We start from the raw sequence: 18,805 nt of genomic DNA, 5'->3' as shown, positions 1-18,805 counted from the left end.
TTGTAATTTTATTTTATCTACCCCACCAGCAGCTTCACAAAATACGCTGCATACGCAAGCAGCATGATAATGCCGCCTGTGCGCTTGAGTTTACTGTCTTTATTGCAGACACAGACATGGAGCAGCACGGCTGTTGCCGTTGCCATCGCTGTATCCAGCACAAATTTTCTTTCAAATACGACCGGACGGATCAGTGCGGAAGTGCCTGCTACAAATAAAATATTGAATACATTACTGCCCACGATATTACCGATCGCGATATCCGCATTGCCTCTTCTTGCCGCTGCGATGGAAGTCACCAGTTCAGGCAGCGATGTACCAAAGGCAACGATCGTCAGACCGATGATCCTTTCACTGATACCGATCACCTCGGCGATCTCTGTCGCACCGTCTACTACAAACCGACTGCCCAGCACGATACAGACAAGCCCAACCAATATCATCAAAAGCTGCACAGGCAGGCTCTTCTGCTTTTCGTCCGGCTCATTGTCCTCCTTGCCCTTCTTTGCCATCCAGAGCAGATAGCCCAGATAGATCAGAAAAGCGATCCACAAAATACCGCCTTCCACTCTTGTGACATTTTCTCCTGTATAGCCTAACACGCCAAATAAAACGGTGATGGCGATCATATACGGTATTTCTATCAGTCTTGTTGACTTCTGTACCGCCAACGGCACAATGACTGATGCAATGCCAAGGATCAGCAGGATATTCATAATATTGCTTCCTACAACGTTTCCGACCGTGATCCCTTCGTTTCCTTTCAGGGCTGATGTAATACTGACAGCCGCCTCCGGTGCACTTGTTCCCATAGCGACGATCGTCAGACCGATCACAAGCTGTGGTATGCCGAGCCGGAAGGCAAGTGCAGAAGATCCGTCCACAAACCAGTCAGCACCTTTGGTCAGCATCACAAATCCGACGACCAGCAGTACGATTGCGATAAAAATGTTCATTGTTTTCTCCTCATTTGACTTTTATTTTAATATATAGGTTCAAAAAAACTCATGGATCGTATATCCATGAGTTTCTATGCATGCCTGAACTTCCCTTAAGCCGTTGCATTTGCTGCGTAAACGGAATCGCTTCCGAATAAGCGCATTGCATTCTGCATACCCATATGCATCTGCTCATCTAAAATACTGGCAAAATCAGAAGTCTCTCCATAAGAAAGAGAATTCTCCACATCCGCAACATAAGGGGATTTCTTTTCGATATGATCAGTCGATACATCGTTATTTACGCCCTGTATTTTTTCAAGGCTTTTTGCACTGACTGTATTGGTATTGTAGATATATGGCTGATAAGCCATGATTGCACCAATTCCCATACTGATTCCTTCCTTCCGAAAAGCTACTTTCAGTATACCTTACCCTACTCTTTTTTGCAATCCCCGTCCTGCTTTTTCTCCGGTTTTTCATACTTTTTATAATGCACATAATCCTGCTTTGTATACTTACAAAATGCACTCAGATCATTCGCCAGTATTTTAAAGCTGTCGATCGTTGTATCAAACAGACCTGATTTATAGAGATTGTACAGCACCAGTCCGATCGGAACCGCCAGGATCATACCGCCGACGCCGGAAAGCCGCCAGCCGATAAATAAAAGGATCAGGGTTGGCAGAGCAGGCAGTCCGAGGGAATCTCCGACGATCCTTGGCTGGATCAGCTGACGGAGCAGCTGTCCGCCGCCCCACAGCACCAGAAGGATGATCGCTGTTGTATAGCTTCCGTTCAGGATCTTGATGATCGCCCATGGCACCAGCACCGTTCCCGTTCCAAAGACCGGTAAAAAGTCCAGTACTGCAATGCCCAGCGCTACCAGCACCGCATATTTTGTCCCCGCGATCGTCAGACCGATCACAAGCAGCAGATACATCCAGATCTCAATTTTAAGCTGTGCCAGAAAATAACCGCCAAAAGCCTTTGTCATCGTATTTTTCACGATCTGCCACTGCTTCTTGACCGGCTGTGGAACCCATTTCTGCAAAAACGCATTGATCTGGAATTTTTCCGCAACAAAGAAGTAAGCGGATAACAATCCCATCAAAATAGACATCAGGATACTTGGCACATTCATTGCAAACCGGCTGACTACCTTTACCGTCGGCGAGCTCAGGTTGCCAAGCAAATTGCCCATATAGGATTTGACGCTTTCGATCACGCTGTCGATCTGCTGTCTGGAATCCAGTGGCATACGCTGGTAAAGCACCTGGAATCTGCCACCCACATGTGTCAGATCCGCCTCGATTGCTTCCCACATGGAAGGCAGGTTTCCGATAAAGCCGATCACCTGCTGCGCCAGAAAATCAGCAGCCAGATACAGCAGAAATGCCACACCGCCGATAACCACCGCAATAATAAAAGCGGAACCGGCTTTTCGCTTGATCTTCAGATGCTTTTCCAAAAGCTGTACCAGCGGATTGGCAAGCAGCGCTATGATCCAGCCAACGACAAACGGCATAAAAAATACGATCAGCCGCGGCAATAAAATAACAACCAATATGATTGCAAGAACCGCAAGTACGAGATTCAGAAAAATTTTCAGATAGTGTTTTACAGAATCCATCATCCATCACTCTTTCTTTCCTAAAACCACTTCATCAATAAAGTCATACAGTTCGTCCCTGCCCTGCTTTGTCTGGGCAGAATAAGGGAATACCAGTGTTCCCGGTTCTACCTGCAAGGTTTCCTTGATCTGCTTGATCTGTTTCTGTATCTGGGAACGATTGATCTTATCCAGCTTTGTTGCAATGATGATCGGTCTGAAACCGTTATGTAAGATCCAGTCATACATCTGTACATCATTTGCGCCCGGTTTATGCCGGATATCGATCAGCAGAAATACCTCTTTGAGCATTTCCGACTTCTGCAGATACCGCTCGATCATCTTGCCCCATTTTGCCTTTACCTCCACAGAAGCATTCGCATAGCCATAGCCCGGCAGATCCACAAAATACAGCTCCTGATTGATATTGTAATAATTGATCGTCTGTGTCTTACCCGGCTGAGCGGAAGTCCGCGCCAGCGATTTACGGTTCATCAGCCCGTTGATCAGAGAAGATTTTCCCACGTTACTCTTACCGGCAAATGCGATCTCCGGTAGTGTATTTTTCGGTAATGTACTGGTAATGCCACACACTGTCTCCAGTGCCACACTTTTAATGATCATCTTTATTTCCTTTCTGGAAGGACTGCTGCAGCACTTCTTCCATATTAGTAACAGGTGTAATATTAAGTCCTGTTTTAATTTCTTGTTCTATTTCTTCCAGATCTTTTTCATTATCCACTGGTATTAATACGTTTTCAATACCTGCATTTTTGGCTGCAAGCAGTTTTTCTTTCAGTCCGCCGATCGGTAACACACGGCCGCGCAATGTGATCTCGCCTGTCATGGCAAGATTAGCGCGGATCTTCCGGTGTGTGATCGCCGATAAGACCGCTACCGCCATTGTTATACCTGCGCTTGGCCCATCCTTTGGCACTGCGCCCTCCGGGATATGGATATGCAGATCATGCGTTTCAAAATAATCATCCGGGATATCATACTTTCTGCTGACGGATCGGATATAGGAAATGCCTGTCATTGCAGACTCCTTCATCACATCGCCCAGTTGTCCGGTCAGTTTGATCTCGCCTTTACCCGGCATTTCATTGACTTCGATCTCCAGTGTCACACCGCCGACGCTTGTCCATGCCAGTCCGCGTACAATACCGACATCTGCCTTTTTCGCCCGCTTCTCCGGCTGGAATTTTTCTTTGCCCAGATATTCGGACAGATTATGAATGGTAATGCGGACAGCTTTTGTTTCCTTTTTCAGGATCTGCGCTGCCACCTTTCTGCAGATCTTGCCGATCTTACGTTCCAGCTCTCTGACGCCTGCCTCTCTTGTATAGGCAAGGATCAGTTTCTCCAGTGCTTTATCACTGAAGGAAAGCTGCTTTGCCAGAAGTCCGTGCTGGGAGAGCTGCTTCTTTACGAGGTGTTCCTTTGCAATATGCAGCTTCTCGTTTGTTGTATAGCCGCCGATCTCTATGATCTCCATACGGTCGCGCAGCGGCGCATCAATGTCCTGCAGATCGTTTGCTGTCGCAATAAAAGTAACCTCTGACAGATCGATCGGCAGTTCCAGATAATGATCCTGAAAATGCTCATTCTGTTCGCTGTCGAGCACTTCCAGCATTGCGGAAGCAGTATCTCCTTTATAGTCCCGGCTCATCTTGTCGATCTCATCCAGCAGGATCAGCGGATTTTTCACGCCTGCCTGCTTGATCGCCGTAACGATCCGCCCAGGCATTGCACCTACATATGTCTTTCTGTGTCCACGGATCTCTGCTTCATCCCTGACGCCGCCCAGACAGATTCTGACGTATTCTTTGTGCATGGCACGTGCCATACTGCGCGCAATACTCGTTTTACCGATACCCGGCGGTCCGACCAGACATAAAATAGGGCTGTTTCCTTTTTCAGCGAGCTGTCTGACTGCCAGATATTCTAAAATCCTCTCTTTGACATCTGTAAGCCCGTAATGGTCTGCCTGCAGGATCTTTTCTGCCTTTTCAATGTCCGTATTATCTTCTGAGCACTTATTCCATGGCATCTCCAGAAGTGTCTCAATATAGCCGCGTTCCACAGCACTTTCCGAAGAATTGGTACTGATTCTCTCGTATCTGGCGATTTCTTTTTTGATCCGTTCTTTTACCGTATCATCTGCCTGCAGCTTTTTCAGCTTTTTGCGGAATACTTCCGCATCCGACTCGGTATCTTCCTCGCCCAGTTCCTTGCGGATGTAATGCATCTGCTCCCTGAGCACGTATTCTCTCTGGTTTTTCTCTACTTTTTTCTTGACCTCTTTATTCAGCTCATTGCGGATCTCCATGATCTGGATCTCCTCCTGCAACAGCGTTTCGATATAGGAATATCTGTCCTGCAGGGATATACATGCAAGCACCTGCTGCTTTTTTGCAGGAGAAACTTGCAGATTCATGGCAAGCTGATCCATAAAATGAGAGAAATCTTTCACTTCTTCCAAATGCCGGATCACGCCGTTGCCTTTGTCCTGCATGCTCTGCAGCTTCGCATAGGCTTCTGCTAGCTGCCGACGCATCGCTTCCTGCATTGCTGCATCCAGTCGTGCATCCGCCTCTGTATCCTCTTTCTGTATCGTAAAGGCTGCCCACATGCATTCAGTTTCTTCTATTTCATCTATCTGTCCTCTGCAGACGCCTTCTACCAGGACACGTATGATCTTTCCCGGCATTTTGATAAGCTGCCTGATCTTTGCAAGAGTACCGATCTCATACAGGTCTTCTCTTGCAGGCTCCGTTACCTGCGGATCCTTCTGCATAACCAGAAAGATCTCCTGCTCCATGCTCATCGCCAGCTCCAGCGCAGCAACAGACGCCTTCCGGCTGATATCAAAATGCAGCACATTATCGGGCAGAACGCAGACATCCCGCAGGGGGATCAATGGTAATTTCTTCTGTATCTGTTCCATATTTTTCTCTTTCTTATGGCAAAACGCCGCCCTGCTGCCAGGGCGACGTCCTTATGCTCTTAATTTCTTTGTGGAATCCGTTCCCCGACGCTCTACGATCGGTTTACTTTCTCCCAGCACTACCTGTTTTGTAATGACACATTTCTGTATCGTATCATCCGATGGGATCTCATACATGATATCCATCATGATCTTTTCAATGATCGATCTCAGACCTCTGGCTCCGGTCTTTCTCTCCATCGCCTGCTTTGCGATCTCTGTAACCGCATCCGGCTCAAATTCAAGATCTACGCCATCCATTTCAAAGAGCTTCTTATACTGCTTTACAAGCGCGCTCTTTGGCTCTGTCAGGATCTTCTTCAGTGCTTCTTCATCCAGCCCTTCCAAAGATACCGTAATCGGAACTCGTCCGACAAATTCAGGGATCAGACCAAACTTCACAAGATCCTGCGGCGTTACTTCCTTCAGCATATCGCTGATGTCGCGGATCACATTTTCTCCGATCTCTGCATTAAAGCCAATGGACTTTCTGTCCAGTCTGTTTTCAATGATCTTTTCCAGTCCGTCAAATGCACCGGAACATATAAATAAAATATTGGTTGTGTCAATCTGGATCAATTCCTGATGTGGGTGCTTTCTGCCTCCTTGCGGCGGAACCGATGCAACCGTACCTTCAATGATCTTCAGAAGTGCCTGCTGTACACCCTCGCCCGATACGTCTCTGGTGATTGAAACATTTTCGCTCTTCTTTGTGATCTTATCGATCTCATCAATATAAATGATACCGTACTGTGCACGCTCTACATCATAATCTGCTGCCTGAATCAGCTTCAGCAGGATATTTTCCACATCTTCTCCGACATAACCGGCTTCCGTCAGTGTCGTCGCATCTGCGATCGCAAACGGTACGTTAATGATCTTTGCAAGCGTCTGCGCCAAAAATGTCTTACCGCTGCCTGTCGGTCCGATCATGATGATATTGCTCTTCTGGAGCTCCACATCATCCAGATCCTTATCTGCTGTCACACGCTTATAATGATTATAAACAGCCACAGACAGTACCTTCTTGGCTTCCTCCTGCCCTATCACATAATCATCCAGAAACTCTTTGATCTCTACCGGTTTGAGCAGGTTAATATCCACTGCATTGGTGGATTCTTCCTCTTCGTATTCTTCTTCAATAATATCTGCACACAGATCCACGCATTCATCACAGATATATACGCCCGTCGGGCCTGCGATCATCTTGCGCACCTGATCCTGTGTCTTATTGCAAAAAGAACATCTGACTTTTGTATCAGAACTTTTTCCTGCCATCTTTACGCTCCTACATTTTAAATTTCTGTTCTGTTTTCGATAACCTTATCGATCAGACCATACTCCAGCGCTTCCTGTGCAGTCTTCCAGTTATCTCTTTCTGTATCGGCAGCGATCACTTCGTAATCCTGACCGGTGTTGGCAGCAAGGATCTTATTCAGCTTTTCCTTGGTACGCAGAATATGCTTTGCTGCAATTTCGATCTCTGTAGCCTGTCCCTGAGATCCGCCTGAAGGCTGATGGATCATGATCTCAGCGTTCGGAAGTGCCATACGTTTTCCCTTTGTACCGCCTGCGAGCAGGAATGCACCCATACTTGCAGCCATACCGATACAAATGGTGGAAACATCACACTTTACATACTGCATCGTGTCATAGATCGCCATTCCGGCAGTTACGGAACCGCCCGGGCTGTTGATATAGATCTGGATATCTTTTTCCGGATCCTCAGCCTCTAAGAACAGAAGCTGTGCTACTACGATGCTGGCAGAAGTATCATTTACTTCTTCGCCCAAAAAGATAATTCTTTCTTTTAACAGTCTTGAATAAATATCATAGGAACGTTCCCCACGGCTTGTTTGTTCAATGACATAAGGTACTAAACTCATGGTAATTCCTCCTTACTTATATAAAACACGTCTTACTTCTTATTTGCTTTTGCTTTCCTTTGCATTGTCTCTTACGAACTCTGCTGCCTTTGTAACTGCAAGATCCTTCATGATCTCTGCCTTACCGGCTTCGCCGACCAGCTCTTTTGCCTTGTCAGCTTCCATCTGGTACATTTCAGCCATCTTTGCGATTTCTTGTTCGAAATCTTCTTCAGTTGCTTCGATCTTTTCTGCTGCTACAACTGCTTCTAAGACAAGTCTTGACTTGATACGGAGCTCAGCCTGTGGCTTGATCTGCTCAAGCATCTGCTCTTCTGTCATGCCTGTAAACTGCAGATACTGCTCGAAAGATAATCCCTGGCTGGATACACGCTGTGCAAACTCATCCATCATCTGTCTCTGTGTTGTGGAAACCATTGCTTCCGGGATATCCATCTTTGCATCAGCGATCACTGCATCGATTGCTGCTTTTTCTTTTGCGTCCTTTGCATTCTTTTCCTTTGTCTCTGCAAGGCTCTTCTTCACGCTGTCCTTGTACTCTGCTACTGTTTCGAACTCTGAAACTTCTGATGCGAATTCATCATCCAGCTCAGGCAGCTCGTCTACTTTGATACCGTTTACTTTTACTTTGAATACTGCTGGCTTTCCGGCAAGTTCTTCTGCCTGATAGCTTTCCGGGAAAGTAACATTCACTTCTACTTCGTCACCGATGTTCTTACCGATCAGCTGTTCTTCAAAATTATCAATGAAAGAATGAGAACCGATCACCAGATCGTAATTTGTTCCCTTGCCACCTTCAAATGCAACGCCGTCTACAAATCCTTCAAAGTCGATCACTGCCTTATCACCATCCTGGATCGGACGATCTTCTACTGTGATCTCACGTGCGTTGTTCTTTCTTTCACGGTCGATTGCTTCGTTTACTTCTTCTTCTGTTACTTCCGTTTCGATCTTGTCGATCTTAACACCTTTGTATTTTCCAAGCTCAACTGCCGGCTTTAATGCAACTTCTGCTGTGAAGATAAATGCTTTGTCAGGCTCTAACTGTACCACATCGATCGTTGGTGTGGATACGATCTCTTCTTCACATTCCTTAACTGCTTTGTCATATGCACCAGGAATAACAGCATTTGCAGCATCCTCTAAAAATACACCCTTGCCATACATTTTTTCTACCATAGCAAGCGGTACTTTTCCTTTACGGAAGCCCGGAATAGAGATCTGGTTCTTATTTTTTAAATAAGCAGCATTAACAGCTTTTGCCATTTCTTCCACAGGTACCTCGATTGTAATCTTAGCCATGTTGTGCTCTAATTTTTCCATCTGTAAACTCATTTTTTCTATTTCCTCCTTGCTTGTGATCTCATTCGTATCACGCAATATTCTTTTCGTACTGAGCCAAGAAACAATTTCCCATACTCACAGTCATTATAGGATTATAGCACAAGTAACATGCAATTACCAGCACTTTTTCTTTGCAAAAATGCACTTTTTTGTCTGACAGAACTTACCATTATAGATTTCTTTCATTCCGAACATAATAACACCAAGATAAGTGATAAAAAGCACGGATCCGGCGAAGCAATTCCAGAGTAAGTGTTTTGCACTTATCTTGGAAATAGATCAACAAATAAAATCACGGAGGTGAACAAAATGGCAAACACAAAATCATCTAAGAGCATGGAAGTTCCAGAAGCTAAGGCAGCTATGGATCGTTTCAAAACAGAGGTTGCATCTGAACTTGGTGTTAACTTAAAAGAAGGCTACAACGGTGATCTGACTTCTAAGGAAGCAGGTTCCATCGGTGGCGAGATGGTTCGTAGAATGGTAAAGAACTACGAAGAATCTCAGTTAAGATAACTCCCTCAGATCTTCATGCAAAAAGGACAGCGGCTGCTGTCCTTTTTGTTATATTCCTTATAAATCTCTTATATTTCCATCTTCATAATAATCCTGCGGTGCCTGATCCATATAAGCCCCCGGATTACCGTATACATTCTCATAGCCGCCCAGCGACTTATCGTAATAATCTACTTTCGCTCTTCTCTTTAATGTTTCATAAAGTGCCGTTCCTGTCATGTTCATATAAGGATTTACCCAGAAAATGCCTGCAATACCGCATGTAATACCTGCCACAAGCGCCCATCCGATAAAGGAAAGATCCAGCACAAATGCTTCCCACTTTTCACCGTCCATCATTTCTTTGGAAAGGCGGAACGCTTCTTCTGTTGTCACGTCCGGATTTTCTGCCAGAATATAAGGGATCATCCGATACTCATAGCTCTTCACAATACCCGGAATGACCAAAAGCAGTGTCCACAAAAACTGATACAGATCTCTCAGAAACATGGTCTTTACGATATTGCCATATTTCCCGTCCTTAAATGCCTGCACCAGCACACCAATGTTTTTCATGGTCACTTCACCATAAGCCGCTTCGATAAAATATCTTCTGCAGCCAACCTCGATCGGATTCAGCACAAATATGGATACAGCCACGGCAATGGCGATCACGGCGATGGCAAACACCGCAGTCACTGCCATAATGCCACCTACAAGTGCCCAGTTAATCCCTGTGATACTTCCGGTGATCCGGTTTGCGATATCGCCTCCGTCCACACTGTCACTCCAGTCTGTCGAGTAATTACCGCTGTTACCGCCGTTCGAAAACCCACCGGTGATGACCGCCAGAATCAGAGATACCAGTACGAGCGGCCAGTAACTGCGTTTTACGTAAACTTTTGCTTTTTCTTTTAATTCACTTCTCGTCCACATTATTTTTCATTCCCTTTTCTTTGTTTTTTATATGCAGATCGCATAGCTTCTATGCCACCTGTTTTAGCGTTCGTATACGATCCGCTCTGCAATATCGTCCGCACACGCCTGATCCTGCATACGTGCCAGAATGGCAAGTGCAAATTCGATCGCCGTGCCCATACCGCGGCTTGTGATAAAGTGATCGCAGACCTCTACCGGATTCTTAGTCACAGTTGCACCTTCCAGATGACTTTCAAAATCCGGGAAACAGCAGGCTGTTCTGCCCTTTAACAGTCCCTTATGACCGAAAATGCTCGGTGCTGCACAGATCGCACTCAAATACTTTCCCTGTGCGTGGAACCGATCCACCTGCTCCATAAGCGGTGCACATGCTTCCAGATTCTTTGTTCCGGGCATTCCACCCGGCAGAACGATCATGGCAACCTCATCAAAATCAAGCTCCGAAAGCGTTTTATCTGCCTGTATTGTAATCTTGTGTGAGCTTGTGACGCTCTTACTGTCCGTAATGGACACTGTCTCTACCGTAACGCCGCCACGTCTTAAAATGTCTACCACAGTCAGTGCTTCGATCTCCTCCACACCGTCTGCCAGAAATACACATACTTTATTCATAGTTTTCTCCTGTTCTTCTGCTCTATCGCAGAAAAATAATTCGCATTTTTACCACTCACCATATATAATAGTAATGATAGCGGATGGCAGCCTGTCTGTCATATACATCCGCATCCACAAATCCTTTTGAAACGGAGTACAAAATCATGGAAATCGAACGTAAATTTACGATCAAACAGCTTCCCGAAAATCTGGATGCTTATCCACATTATGAGATCAAGCAGGCGTATCTGTGCACCGATCCCGTCATGCGGATCCGCAAGCAGGACAGCAAATACGTCTTTACCTATAAAGGAAGCGGTCTTATGGTGCGGGAAGAATACAACCTGCCGCTGACACAGGAAGCCTTTGAAAAGCTCCTGCCAAAGACAGAAGGGGTTGTTATCCACAAAACTCGCTACAAAATTCCGATCGACCATACCAATCTGGTCATTGAACTGGATCTGTTCCATTCACCATCCGACCTCGTTATGGCAGAGGTGGAATTCCCGGATGAAGAAAGTGCCAATGCCTTTGTCATGCCGGACTGGTTCCTTGCAGATGTCACAAACGATCCCGCCTATCACAACTCCAATATGGCTACAGCCGGACATTAAGTTCGGCTGTTTTTTTCACTCATTGCTTACTGCATCTTGCATATACAAAACAGGTTTCCCTGATTTTCTCTGCCAGCTGCTCATCTGCCTGACCGGGCAGCATACGCCACTTCCAGTTATCTCCCAGCGTTGACGGTGTATTGATCCGCGCTTCGGAGGAAAGTCCCAGATAATCCTGCATCATGATGATCGCCGTATCGCTCATACTGGCCAGCGCCGTGCGGATAAATGCCCAGTTGATGTTTTTCGTCCCCTGCAGTCCCAGATAAGCCTTTGCAAACTGTTTTTCCCTGCGGCTTAACGACTTATAACAGCCGATCGATGTATCATTGTCATGCGTGCCCGTATAGACCACACTGTTTTTCGGATAATTGTGCGGCAGATACGTGCTGTCTCCTGCCGGATCAAATGCAAACTGCAGTACCTTCATGCCCGGATAACCGGTCTTTCGTACCAGTTTCAGCACAGACGGCGTCAAAAAGCCAAGGTCCTCTGCGATGACATCCATCTTGCCGAGTGCCTTCTGCAGTGCTTCAAAAAGCTCCATGCCCGGCCCCGGCATCCAGGTACCGAACTCTGCCGTCGGATCCCCGTAGGGAATGGCATAATATGCATCAAAACCTCTGAAATGATCGATCCTGACCACATCATAAAGCTGGTAGCAGTAACGGATCCGTTGGATCCACCATGCAAATCCGGTCTGTTTATGATAGTCCCAGTCGTAAACGGGATTGCCCCAAAGCTGGCCTGTTTTACTGAAACAGTCCGGCGGGCAGCCTGCCACTGCTTTCGGAACACCGTCCTCCTCAAGCTGGAACAGCTGTGGATTCGCCCAGGTATCCGCACTGTCTGCTGCCACATAGATCGGAATATCCCCGATGATGCGAATGCCATTTTCATTTGCATATGCTTTTAATTGCTTCCACTGCTTTGCAAACTCATACTGCAGGAAGTAGATAAAATCCATTTCTTCCCTGCAGGCGATCTTATATTTCTGCAGGGCATCTTCCCTGCGCAGTCTGATATCTTCGTCCCACTCGGAAAAGCTCTTGCCGTCAAAGGTTTCCTTCACTGCCATATACAGGGCATAATCAGGCAGCCAGAATGCATTTTCTTCGCAAAAGCTGCGATATGCCTTGTCTCTGATCCCGCCCTGCGCCGTAAAGCTCTGAAACGCCAGACGGAGCAGCGGATAACGGTTCTGATATTGTTTTTCATAATCCACATATTGCGGATTGGTGCCAAGCTCTGCCCGGTCACAGATTTCCTTTGTCAGCAGTCCCTCCTCAATCATCAGCTCCAGATCGATAAAATAAGGATTCCCTGCAAAAGTCGAAAACGACTGATACGGCGAATCCCCATAACCGGTAGGTCCTACCGGCAATATCTGCCAGTAGGACTGTCCTGCTTTTTTGAGGAAATCCACAAATGCGTATGCTTCCTTTCCCAGTGTTCCGATCCCATATCTGCTGGGAAGACTTGTGATCGGCAGTAAAATGCCGGCTTTTCTATTTTTCCTCATTTCTGCCACCTTACATCTCGTCTTTTTTTAATTTCCAGATATCCTCATTGTATTGTGCGATTGTTCTGTCTGATGAGAAGAAACCTGCCATTGCAATGTTGACGAGCATTTTCTTCTTCCATTCTTCTTTCTTTTCGTAATCTGCCAGTGCCTGATCCTTTGTCTTGATATAAGCTTCCAGATCCAACAATGTCATGAACCAGTCTTTGTTCAGAAGCTCTTTGTAAAGACGTTCCAGATTTTCCTTATCTCCGATCTTCACAAGCGCATCACTTATGATAAAGTCCACTGCTTCCTTGATCACAGGGCTCTTCTCATAGTAATCCCTGGAAACATAATCCGCATTCTCATAATGTTTGATGACTGTTTCGGACTTTTCACCGAAGATATAAATATTGTCTTCGCCGACAAGCTCATCAATCTCTACGTTTGCACCGTCACTTGTACCGAGTGTCACTGCTCCGTTCAGCATAAACTTCATATTACCTGTTCCGGATGCTTCCTTACTTGCCAGAGAGATCTGCTCGGAAATATCGCAGGCAGGGATCAGCTTTTCCGCATAGCTGACATTGTAGTTTTCCACCATGACAACCTTCATGTAATCTTTTACATCAGGATCGTTATTGACAAGCTCCTGCAGGCAGAGCAGCAGGTGGATGATATCCTGTGCAATGATATAGGCAGGTGCTGCCTTGGCACCGAAAATAAAGGTGATCGGTGTACTTGGCTTCTTGCCGCACTTGATCTCCAAATATTTATGTATGATATACAGCGCATTCATCTGCTGACGTTTGTACTCATGCAGACGCTTGATCTGGATATCGAAGATAGAATTCGGATCTACGGTAACGCCTTCGTTCTCCTGCAGATATGCAGCCAGTTCCTGTTTCTTTTCATGCTTGATCGCTGCGATCCGGTCAAGTACCTTGCTGTCGTCCTCAAACTGCAGCAGTTTCTTCAGTTCATCCGCATTCTTCTTATAGCCGTCGCCAATTGTTTCCGTCAGCATCTGGGCAAGCGGTTTGTTGCAGGATAAAAGCCAGCGGCGGAATGTAATACCGTTTGTCTTATTGTTGAACTTCTCCGGATAGATCTTATAAAAATGATTCAGTTCTGTTTCTTTCAGGATCTCTGTATGGATCGCTGCCACACCATTAACGGAAAATCCGTAATGAATGTCAATATGTGCCATATGGACTCTGTCGTCCTTATCGATGATCTGTACTCTCTCATCGTCATATTTCGCACGGACACGTTTATCAAGCTCTTTGATAATCGGTACAAGCTGCGGTACAACCTTTTCCAGATACTTGAGCGGCCATTTTTCCAGTGCTTCCGCCAGAATCGTATGATTGGTATAAGCACACGTCTTGCTGACTACATCGATTGCTTCATCAATCGTAAATGCCTTTTCATCTACCAGAATACGGATCAGTTCCGGAATAATCATTGTCGGATGGGTATCGTTGATCTGAATCACCGCATACTCATTCATCTTGCGCAGATCGCATTTCTTTTCACGCAGTTCTTTTAAGATAAGCTGTGCACCATTGCTGACCATGAAATACTGCTGATAGATACGGAGCAGATTACCTGCTTCATCGGAATCATCCGGGTATAAGAATAAAGTCAGGTTTTTATCGATATCTTTCTTATCAAAATCAATGCCTGATTTTACAATGCTTTCATCCACTGTTTCAATATCAAACAGATGCAGCTTGTTAATACCGTTTTCATAACCCACTACATCAATATCATACAAACGGGAAGTTACCTTATGCTCACCAAACATGACATCAAATGTCACATCTGTCTTTGTCAGCCAGGAATCATCCTCGATCCAGTCATTTTTTTCTGCATACTGCTTGTGATTTTTAAACACCTGTTTAAACAGCCCGAAATGATAATTCAGACCGATACCGTCGCCCGGCAGACCAAGTGTTGCAATGGAATCCAGAAAGCAGGCTGCCAGTCTGCCAAGTCCGCCGTTGCCAAGTGACGGCTCCGGCTCAACCTCTTCGATCGCTGCCAGTTTCTTGCCGTTCTTTTCCAAAATGCCGCTCAATTTATCATAAATGCCCAGATTGATCAGATTGTTGGATAACAGTTTTCCGATCAGAAATTCTGCCGAAATATAATATACTTTTTTCGGCCCACTGATTGGCTCTGTGATCTCCAGCATACCTTTCGTCAGGCGGAGAATTGCATAATAAAGTTCTTTATCGCTGCAGGCTGAAATAGATTTACTGTACATGGACTGTGTAATGCCCTCCAGCTGATCCTCCAGCTTCAGTTCTATCACTTCTCTTTGTAATGTCATAATGACCCTCCTACTTCTTCAATTAAATTCCCTACTTCTTCATCTTTCTTATACATGAAAACTGTGACTTTGTAAAGTCCTTTTTGTGCTTTCTTTTGTTGTAGAACACCCTTTCTTCCTTTATAATATAAGAAGAATCAATATGAGGGAGGTAAACAATGAAAAAACCTAAAAGAATTCTATCAATCTTTCTGGCAGCGCTTCTGCTGCTACGGCCAATGGATTTGCCTGTGCATGCTTCTGTCTCGGAAAATGATACGCAAACAACAGGCGAAGATGCATCTGTATCTGCCAATGACGACTCACAGCAAAACGCTTTGCCGGATGATGATCTGGACGCAGATGCCACCGAGGTTGGTCAAACCATTACAATCACTTTTTACGACAGTGATGCCCAGACCGTTCTGATGCAGTTTCCGCTCACCTATCAGGGTACATCCTTACATCTGTACGACTTTTATGAAACTGCGGATTTTCTGCAGCCGGTCCGCCAAGGCTATCAGTTAGCTTCCTGGAACTGCCTGACTAACGGCAAAACCTATCGAAAAACTTCCAGTATTTATAATCTTTCTCTAAATAAAGATATGACCTTTACAGCCAACTGGAAAACAACCCCTTATTCCTTTGAAATCAACTATGAAACAAATGGCGGCAGCATAAGCGATGTTGATGCAGATGGTAACGAAATTGATATTCCTTACAGCTTCCGTGTCACTGACGACACAATCGTTTTACCGGATGCTACGCGGAAAAATTACAAATTTGACGGCTGGTATGCGGACAATACTTTTACCGAGAAGGTAACGGAGATCCCTGCCGGTTCTTATATCGATTCCGACGAAAACGGTATTGTAAATCCACTTACGCTGTATGCCAAATGGATAGATGCAAAGCCGAAGGCACCACAGCTTACAAATGCGCGGAACAAAAGCGCCGGTAAAGTTGCTTTAAGCTACACGGCCACTGCCAAAAACTACGAGATTTCTTATACAACCGATAAAAAATTCAAAAAAAATGTGAATAAAGAGACCGTTGGGAACAAAACAAGCTACACAATCCAGAATCTACCCAAAGGGAAAACATATTACTTCCGTGTCCGTGCTTTTGCCACAGATTCCACAGGCAGCATCTGCTACAGTTCTTATTCCAATGTTCTGTCCTGCAAGATCAAAAAAGGGGTCAAAGAATACAAAGCACAGAAAAATGCCGGCAAACTCAAAAAAGTAGAAGTCAAGGACGGGCAGCTCTTTGTCAGCGCTTCCGTACCGAAACGACTGAAGAGCAGCGACGACTCCTATTATCTGGTCAGAGTCAATCCCGCCACCGATAAATACGAAAAAAAGATTGCCGCCTGCCCGAAGCTGACAAAACCACAGTTTTCCCTGCCTCTGGTCGACGAAAAAGGAAATCATCTGATTCAGGGCAAGTATGCACTTGCCGTGAAAAAAGGGAAATCCTACTTTATCATATCCGGCAGTTCCTTTGTCAAGAACCCGGAAGCTGCAGCAGCTTATACCGCTGCCTTCCCGTCCACAACCTCCAAAAAAGGACTGCAAGGCTCATTAGATACAGGACTTGGCATACAGCATACATTTATTAACATGAATCTGAATGATGTTATAACAGGTGGCTCTTATGCCTACCGGTACAATGGCAAAACCTATTATTTCAACGATCCGTATGGCAGTTTTATTTCTTCTGCCAACCAGAACGGAATGACAGTTACCGGACAGCTCATGCTGCGCTACCCGGGCAGTTCCTATTCTTATCTGCTCTATGGCACAAAATCAGCTTCATCCGGAACAGGTTACTATGCCATGAACGCCCAGACCAAAAAAGCCCGTGAAACACTGGAAGCAGCCTTCAGTTTTCTCGCTGAACGCTATTCCACACAAGATTGCCATCTCGATAACTGGATTCTGGGGAACGAAGTCAATATTTATCCGATGTGGTATTACGCCGGAAACACCGGAAAAACCGCTTTTATGCAAAACTATGCAGACACTTATCGTATTTTATACTATGCAGTCCGCAGCAACTATAAAAACGCACGCGTATTCATCTGTACCGACCACACCTGGATTAACCGGTGCGGTGACTGGGGTGCAAAACCATTTATGGATGCTTTCAACAGTGAAATCAAATCACAAAACAAAAACATTAAATGGAATCTTGCCTACCATGCTTACCCTGCTATTTTGACACAATCCGCAACATGGAGAGATTCTTATACAAAGAACAGTCTTGACAGCGATTTTGTTTCACCAAGGAATCTGGATGTCATGACAAACTATGTAAAAAAGAACTTCGGATCCGATACGCATATCCTGTTATCCGAACAGGGCTTTACATCTAATTGCGGGCAGGATGTGCAGGCAGCAGCCATTGCCTACACTTATTACAAGGCAGAATTCAATCCGATGATTGATGCCGTCATCTTCCGTTCAATGCAAGATGACGCTTCCGAGGTATCACAGGGGCTGAGCTTTGGCCTTTATACCACGGATGGCAAAGAAAAGCCTGCTTACAAGGTTTTCAAGTATATGGATACACCACAGTATGCAAAATATACCAAATCCTGCCTGCAAACAATCGGTATCAGCAGTTGGGAAAAAGCTACTGCATCCTTCAAAGAAAGCAAACTTAAAAAAATGCCAAAACGATAATGTAAAAAACATTAACACAAAAAGAGGATGTCTCGGAAGAAACATCCTCTTTTCTTATGCCTGTATGGCATTCATGCGGATAACAGGACTTGAACCTGCACGGTCTCCCACCAGAACCTAAATCTGGCGCGTCTGCCAATTCCGCCACATCCGCATATAACGTACTCCGCCGTGCCGCATAAAGTCCGGCAGAATTTCCTATTATACAAAAAATCTTGAAGCATAGTCAGCTTCAAGATTTTCAAATGAGCCACCGGGGACTCGAACCCCGGACAACTTGATTAAAAGTCAAGTGCTCTACCACCTGAGCTAGTGGCCCATATTTTAAACTGGGCTAGGCAGATTCGAACTGCCGAATGCAGGAGTCAAAGTCCTGTGCCTTACCGCTTGGCGATAGCCCATTATCAGAAAAGGTGGGTAAAGGGATTCGAACCCTTGGCCTCCAGAGCCACAATCTGGCGCGCTAACCAACTGCGCCATACCCACCATATGATTTGAGGGAAGAACCAGCTTCCCTCATACGTGCTCGAAGGGATTCGAACCCCCGACCCACGGCTTAGAAGGCCGTTGCTCTATCCAGCTGAGCTACGAACACACATCTGCACACGTCGGTGTGCTTCTTTCATAATGGGGCACCTCTGTTCCTGTAATGAATGACAGTCATAAAATGCCAAGCGGGTGATGGGAATCGAACCCACGTATCCAGCTTGGAAGGCTGGTGTTCTACCATTGAACTACACCCGCAAAATCTTGCATAAAAAATCGGGGTGACAGGATTCGAACCTGCGACCTCCTGGTCCCAAACCAGGCGCTCTAGCCAAGCTGAGCCACACCCCGTTTTGTATCACTCTTTATCCGTGACGCAAGATATATTATATTATATGGT

Annotated in this window: 15 protein-coding genes and 7 tRNA genes; 3 read left to right on the top strand and 19 right to left on the bottom strand. The window is 45.5% G+C overall.

Annotated features, from left to right (window positions below; genetic code table 11):
* Positions 1 to 17 precede the first annotated feature (17 nt).
* The 8 genes from KQI22_RS07625 to tig form a co-directional block, all read right to left on the bottom strand.
* On the bottom strand, positions 18 to 956 hold the full coding sequence (locus KQI22_RS07625; RefSeq protein ID WP_216551489.1) for a calcium/sodium antiporter: 939 nt from the start codon (positions 954 to 956) through the stop codon (positions 18 to 20).
* 95 nt (positions 957 to 1,051) lie between these two features.
* On the bottom strand, positions 1,052 to 1,330 hold the full coding sequence (locus KQI22_RS07620; RefSeq protein ID WP_216551488.1) for a hypothetical protein: 279 nt from the start codon (positions 1,328 to 1,330) through the stop codon (positions 1,052 to 1,054).
* A 44-nt stretch (positions 1,331 to 1,374) separates the two neighbouring features.
* A complete protein-coding gene (gene ytvI, locus KQI22_RS07615; protein WP_253293555.1) occupies positions 1,375 to 2,571 on the bottom strand; it encodes a sporulation integral membrane protein YtvI in 1,197 nt (398 codons plus the stop codon).
* Between the two features lie 6 nt (positions 2,572 to 2,577).
* Positions 2,578 to 3,174: a ribosome biogenesis GTP-binding protein YihA/YsxC gene (gene yihA, locus KQI22_RS07610; protein ID WP_216551486.1), complete on the bottom strand. Its 597-nt coding sequence runs from the start codon at positions 3,172 to 3,174 to the stop codon at positions 2,578 to 2,580.
* A complete protein-coding gene (lon, locus tag KQI22_RS07605; RefSeq protein WP_216551485.1) occupies positions 3,164 to 5,500 on the bottom strand; it encodes an endopeptidase La in 2,337 nt (778 codons plus the stop codon). Before lon ends, yihA begins: the two co-directional genes overlap by 11 nt.
* A 51-nt stretch (positions 5,501 to 5,551) precedes the next feature.
* Positions 5,552 to 6,817: an ATP-dependent Clp protease ATP-binding subunit ClpX gene (gene clpX, locus KQI22_RS07600; protein ID WP_216551484.1), complete on the bottom strand. Its 1,266-nt coding sequence runs from the start codon at positions 6,815 to 6,817 to the stop codon at positions 5,552 to 5,554.
* A 17-nt stretch (positions 6,818 to 6,834) separates the two neighbouring features.
* Positions 6,835 to 7,425: an ATP-dependent Clp endopeptidase proteolytic subunit ClpP gene (gene clpP, locus KQI22_RS07595; RefSeq protein WP_216551483.1), complete on the bottom strand. Its 591-nt coding sequence runs from the start codon at positions 7,423 to 7,425 to the stop codon at positions 6,835 to 6,837.
* Positions 7,426 to 7,464: 39 nt separating this feature from the next.
* The gene (tig, locus tag KQI22_RS07590; RefSeq protein ID WP_216551482.1) at positions 7,465 to 8,760 is read right to left on the bottom strand and encodes a trigger factor; all 1,296 of its coding nucleotides are present in this window, start codon (positions 8,758 to 8,760) and stop codon (positions 7,465 to 7,467) included.
* A gap of 318 nt (positions 8,761 to 9,078) precedes the next feature.
* Between tig and KQI22_RS07585 the strand changes: the two genes are divergently transcribed.
* Positions 9,079 to 9,285, top strand: coding sequence for an alpha/beta-type small acid-soluble spore protein (locus tag KQI22_RS07585; RefSeq protein WP_022003647.1), 207 nt, complete (start codon positions 9,079 to 9,081; stop codon positions 9,283 to 9,285).
* A 57-nt stretch (positions 9,286 to 9,342) separates the two neighbouring features.
* Here KQI22_RS07585 and KQI22_RS07580 read toward each other — a convergent pair whose 3' ends face one another.
* Both KQI22_RS07580 and KQI22_RS07575 read right to left on the bottom strand, forming a co-directional pair.
* Positions 9,343 to 10,200 (bottom strand): DUF975 family protein, encoded by an 858-nt coding sequence (locus KQI22_RS07580; protein WP_216551481.1) that lies wholly within the window; start codon positions 10,198 to 10,200, stop codon positions 9,343 to 9,345.
* Between the two features lie 63 nt (positions 10,201 to 10,263).
* Positions 10,264 to 10,815: a DJ-1 family glyoxalase III gene (locus tag KQI22_RS07575; protein WP_216551480.1), complete on the bottom strand. Its 552-nt coding sequence runs from the start codon at positions 10,813 to 10,815 to the stop codon at positions 10,264 to 10,266.
* A 146-nt stretch (positions 10,816 to 10,961) separates the two neighbouring features.
* Between KQI22_RS07575 and KQI22_RS07570 the strand changes: the two genes are divergently transcribed.
* The gene (locus tag KQI22_RS07570) at positions 10,962 to 11,411 is read left to right on the top strand and encodes a CYTH domain-containing protein (RefSeq protein WP_216551479.1); all 450 of its coding nucleotides are present in this window, start codon (positions 10,962 to 10,964) and stop codon (positions 11,409 to 11,411) included.
* 19 nt (positions 11,412 to 11,430) lie between these two features.
* On the opposite strand, the gene malQ is transcribed toward KQI22_RS07570, so the two are convergent.
* Together malQ and KQI22_RS07560 are read right to left on the bottom strand one after the other, a co-directional pair.
* Positions 11,431 to 12,933: a 4-alpha-glucanotransferase gene (malQ, locus tag KQI22_RS07565; RefSeq protein WP_216551478.1), complete on the bottom strand. Its 1,503-nt coding sequence runs from the start codon at positions 12,931 to 12,933 to the stop codon at positions 11,431 to 11,433.
* A 10-nt stretch (positions 12,934 to 12,943) separates the two neighbouring features.
* Entirely contained in the window at positions 12,944 to 15,253 is a 2,310-nt protein-coding gene (locus KQI22_RS07560; RefSeq protein WP_216551477.1) for a glycogen/starch/alpha-glucan phosphorylase, read from the bottom strand.
* 158 nt (positions 15,254 to 15,411) lie between these two features.
* Between KQI22_RS07560 and KQI22_RS07555 the strand changes: the two genes are divergently transcribed.
* Complete coding sequence (locus KQI22_RS07555; protein WP_216551476.1) at positions 15,412 to 17,919, top strand: DUF5722 domain-containing protein; 2,508 nt, start codon at positions 15,412 to 15,414, stop codon at positions 17,917 to 17,919.
* A 74-nt stretch (positions 17,920 to 17,993) separates the two neighbouring features.
* Here KQI22_RS07555 and KQI22_RS07550 read toward each other — a convergent pair.
* From KQI22_RS07550 to KQI22_RS07520, 7 genes are all read right to left on the bottom strand, one after another.
* A tRNA-Leu gene (locus KQI22_RS07550) sits at positions 17,994 to 18,073 on the bottom strand.
* A gap of 92 nt (positions 18,074 to 18,165) precedes the next feature.
* A tRNA-Lys gene (locus tag KQI22_RS07545) sits at positions 18,166 to 18,238 on the bottom strand.
* A gap of 10 nt (positions 18,239 to 18,248) precedes the next feature.
* Positions 18,249 to 18,320: transfer RNA gene (locus tag KQI22_RS07540), tRNA-Gln, on the bottom strand.
* A gap of 11 nt (positions 18,321 to 18,331) precedes the next feature.
* Positions 18,332 to 18,405, bottom strand: a tRNA-His gene (locus KQI22_RS07535).
* Between the two features lie 35 nt (positions 18,406 to 18,440).
* Positions 18,441 to 18,514, bottom strand: a tRNA-Arg gene (locus KQI22_RS07530).
* Positions 18,515 to 18,592: 78 nt separating this feature from the next.
* A tRNA-Gly gene (locus tag KQI22_RS07525) sits at positions 18,593 to 18,663 on the bottom strand.
* 18 nt (positions 18,664 to 18,681) lie between these two features.
* Positions 18,682 to 18,756, bottom strand: a tRNA-Pro gene (locus KQI22_RS07520).
* Positions 18,757 to 18,805: the final 49 nt, after the last annotated feature.

The organism is Kineothrix sp. MSJ-39, assembly GCF_018917935.1.
Taxonomy (GTDB): Bacteria; Bacillota; Clostridia; order Lachnospirales; family Lachnospiraceae; genus CAG-194.
The sequence above is the reverse complement of the archived record's forward strand: the minus strand, read 5'-3'. Positions and strand labels throughout refer to the sequence as shown.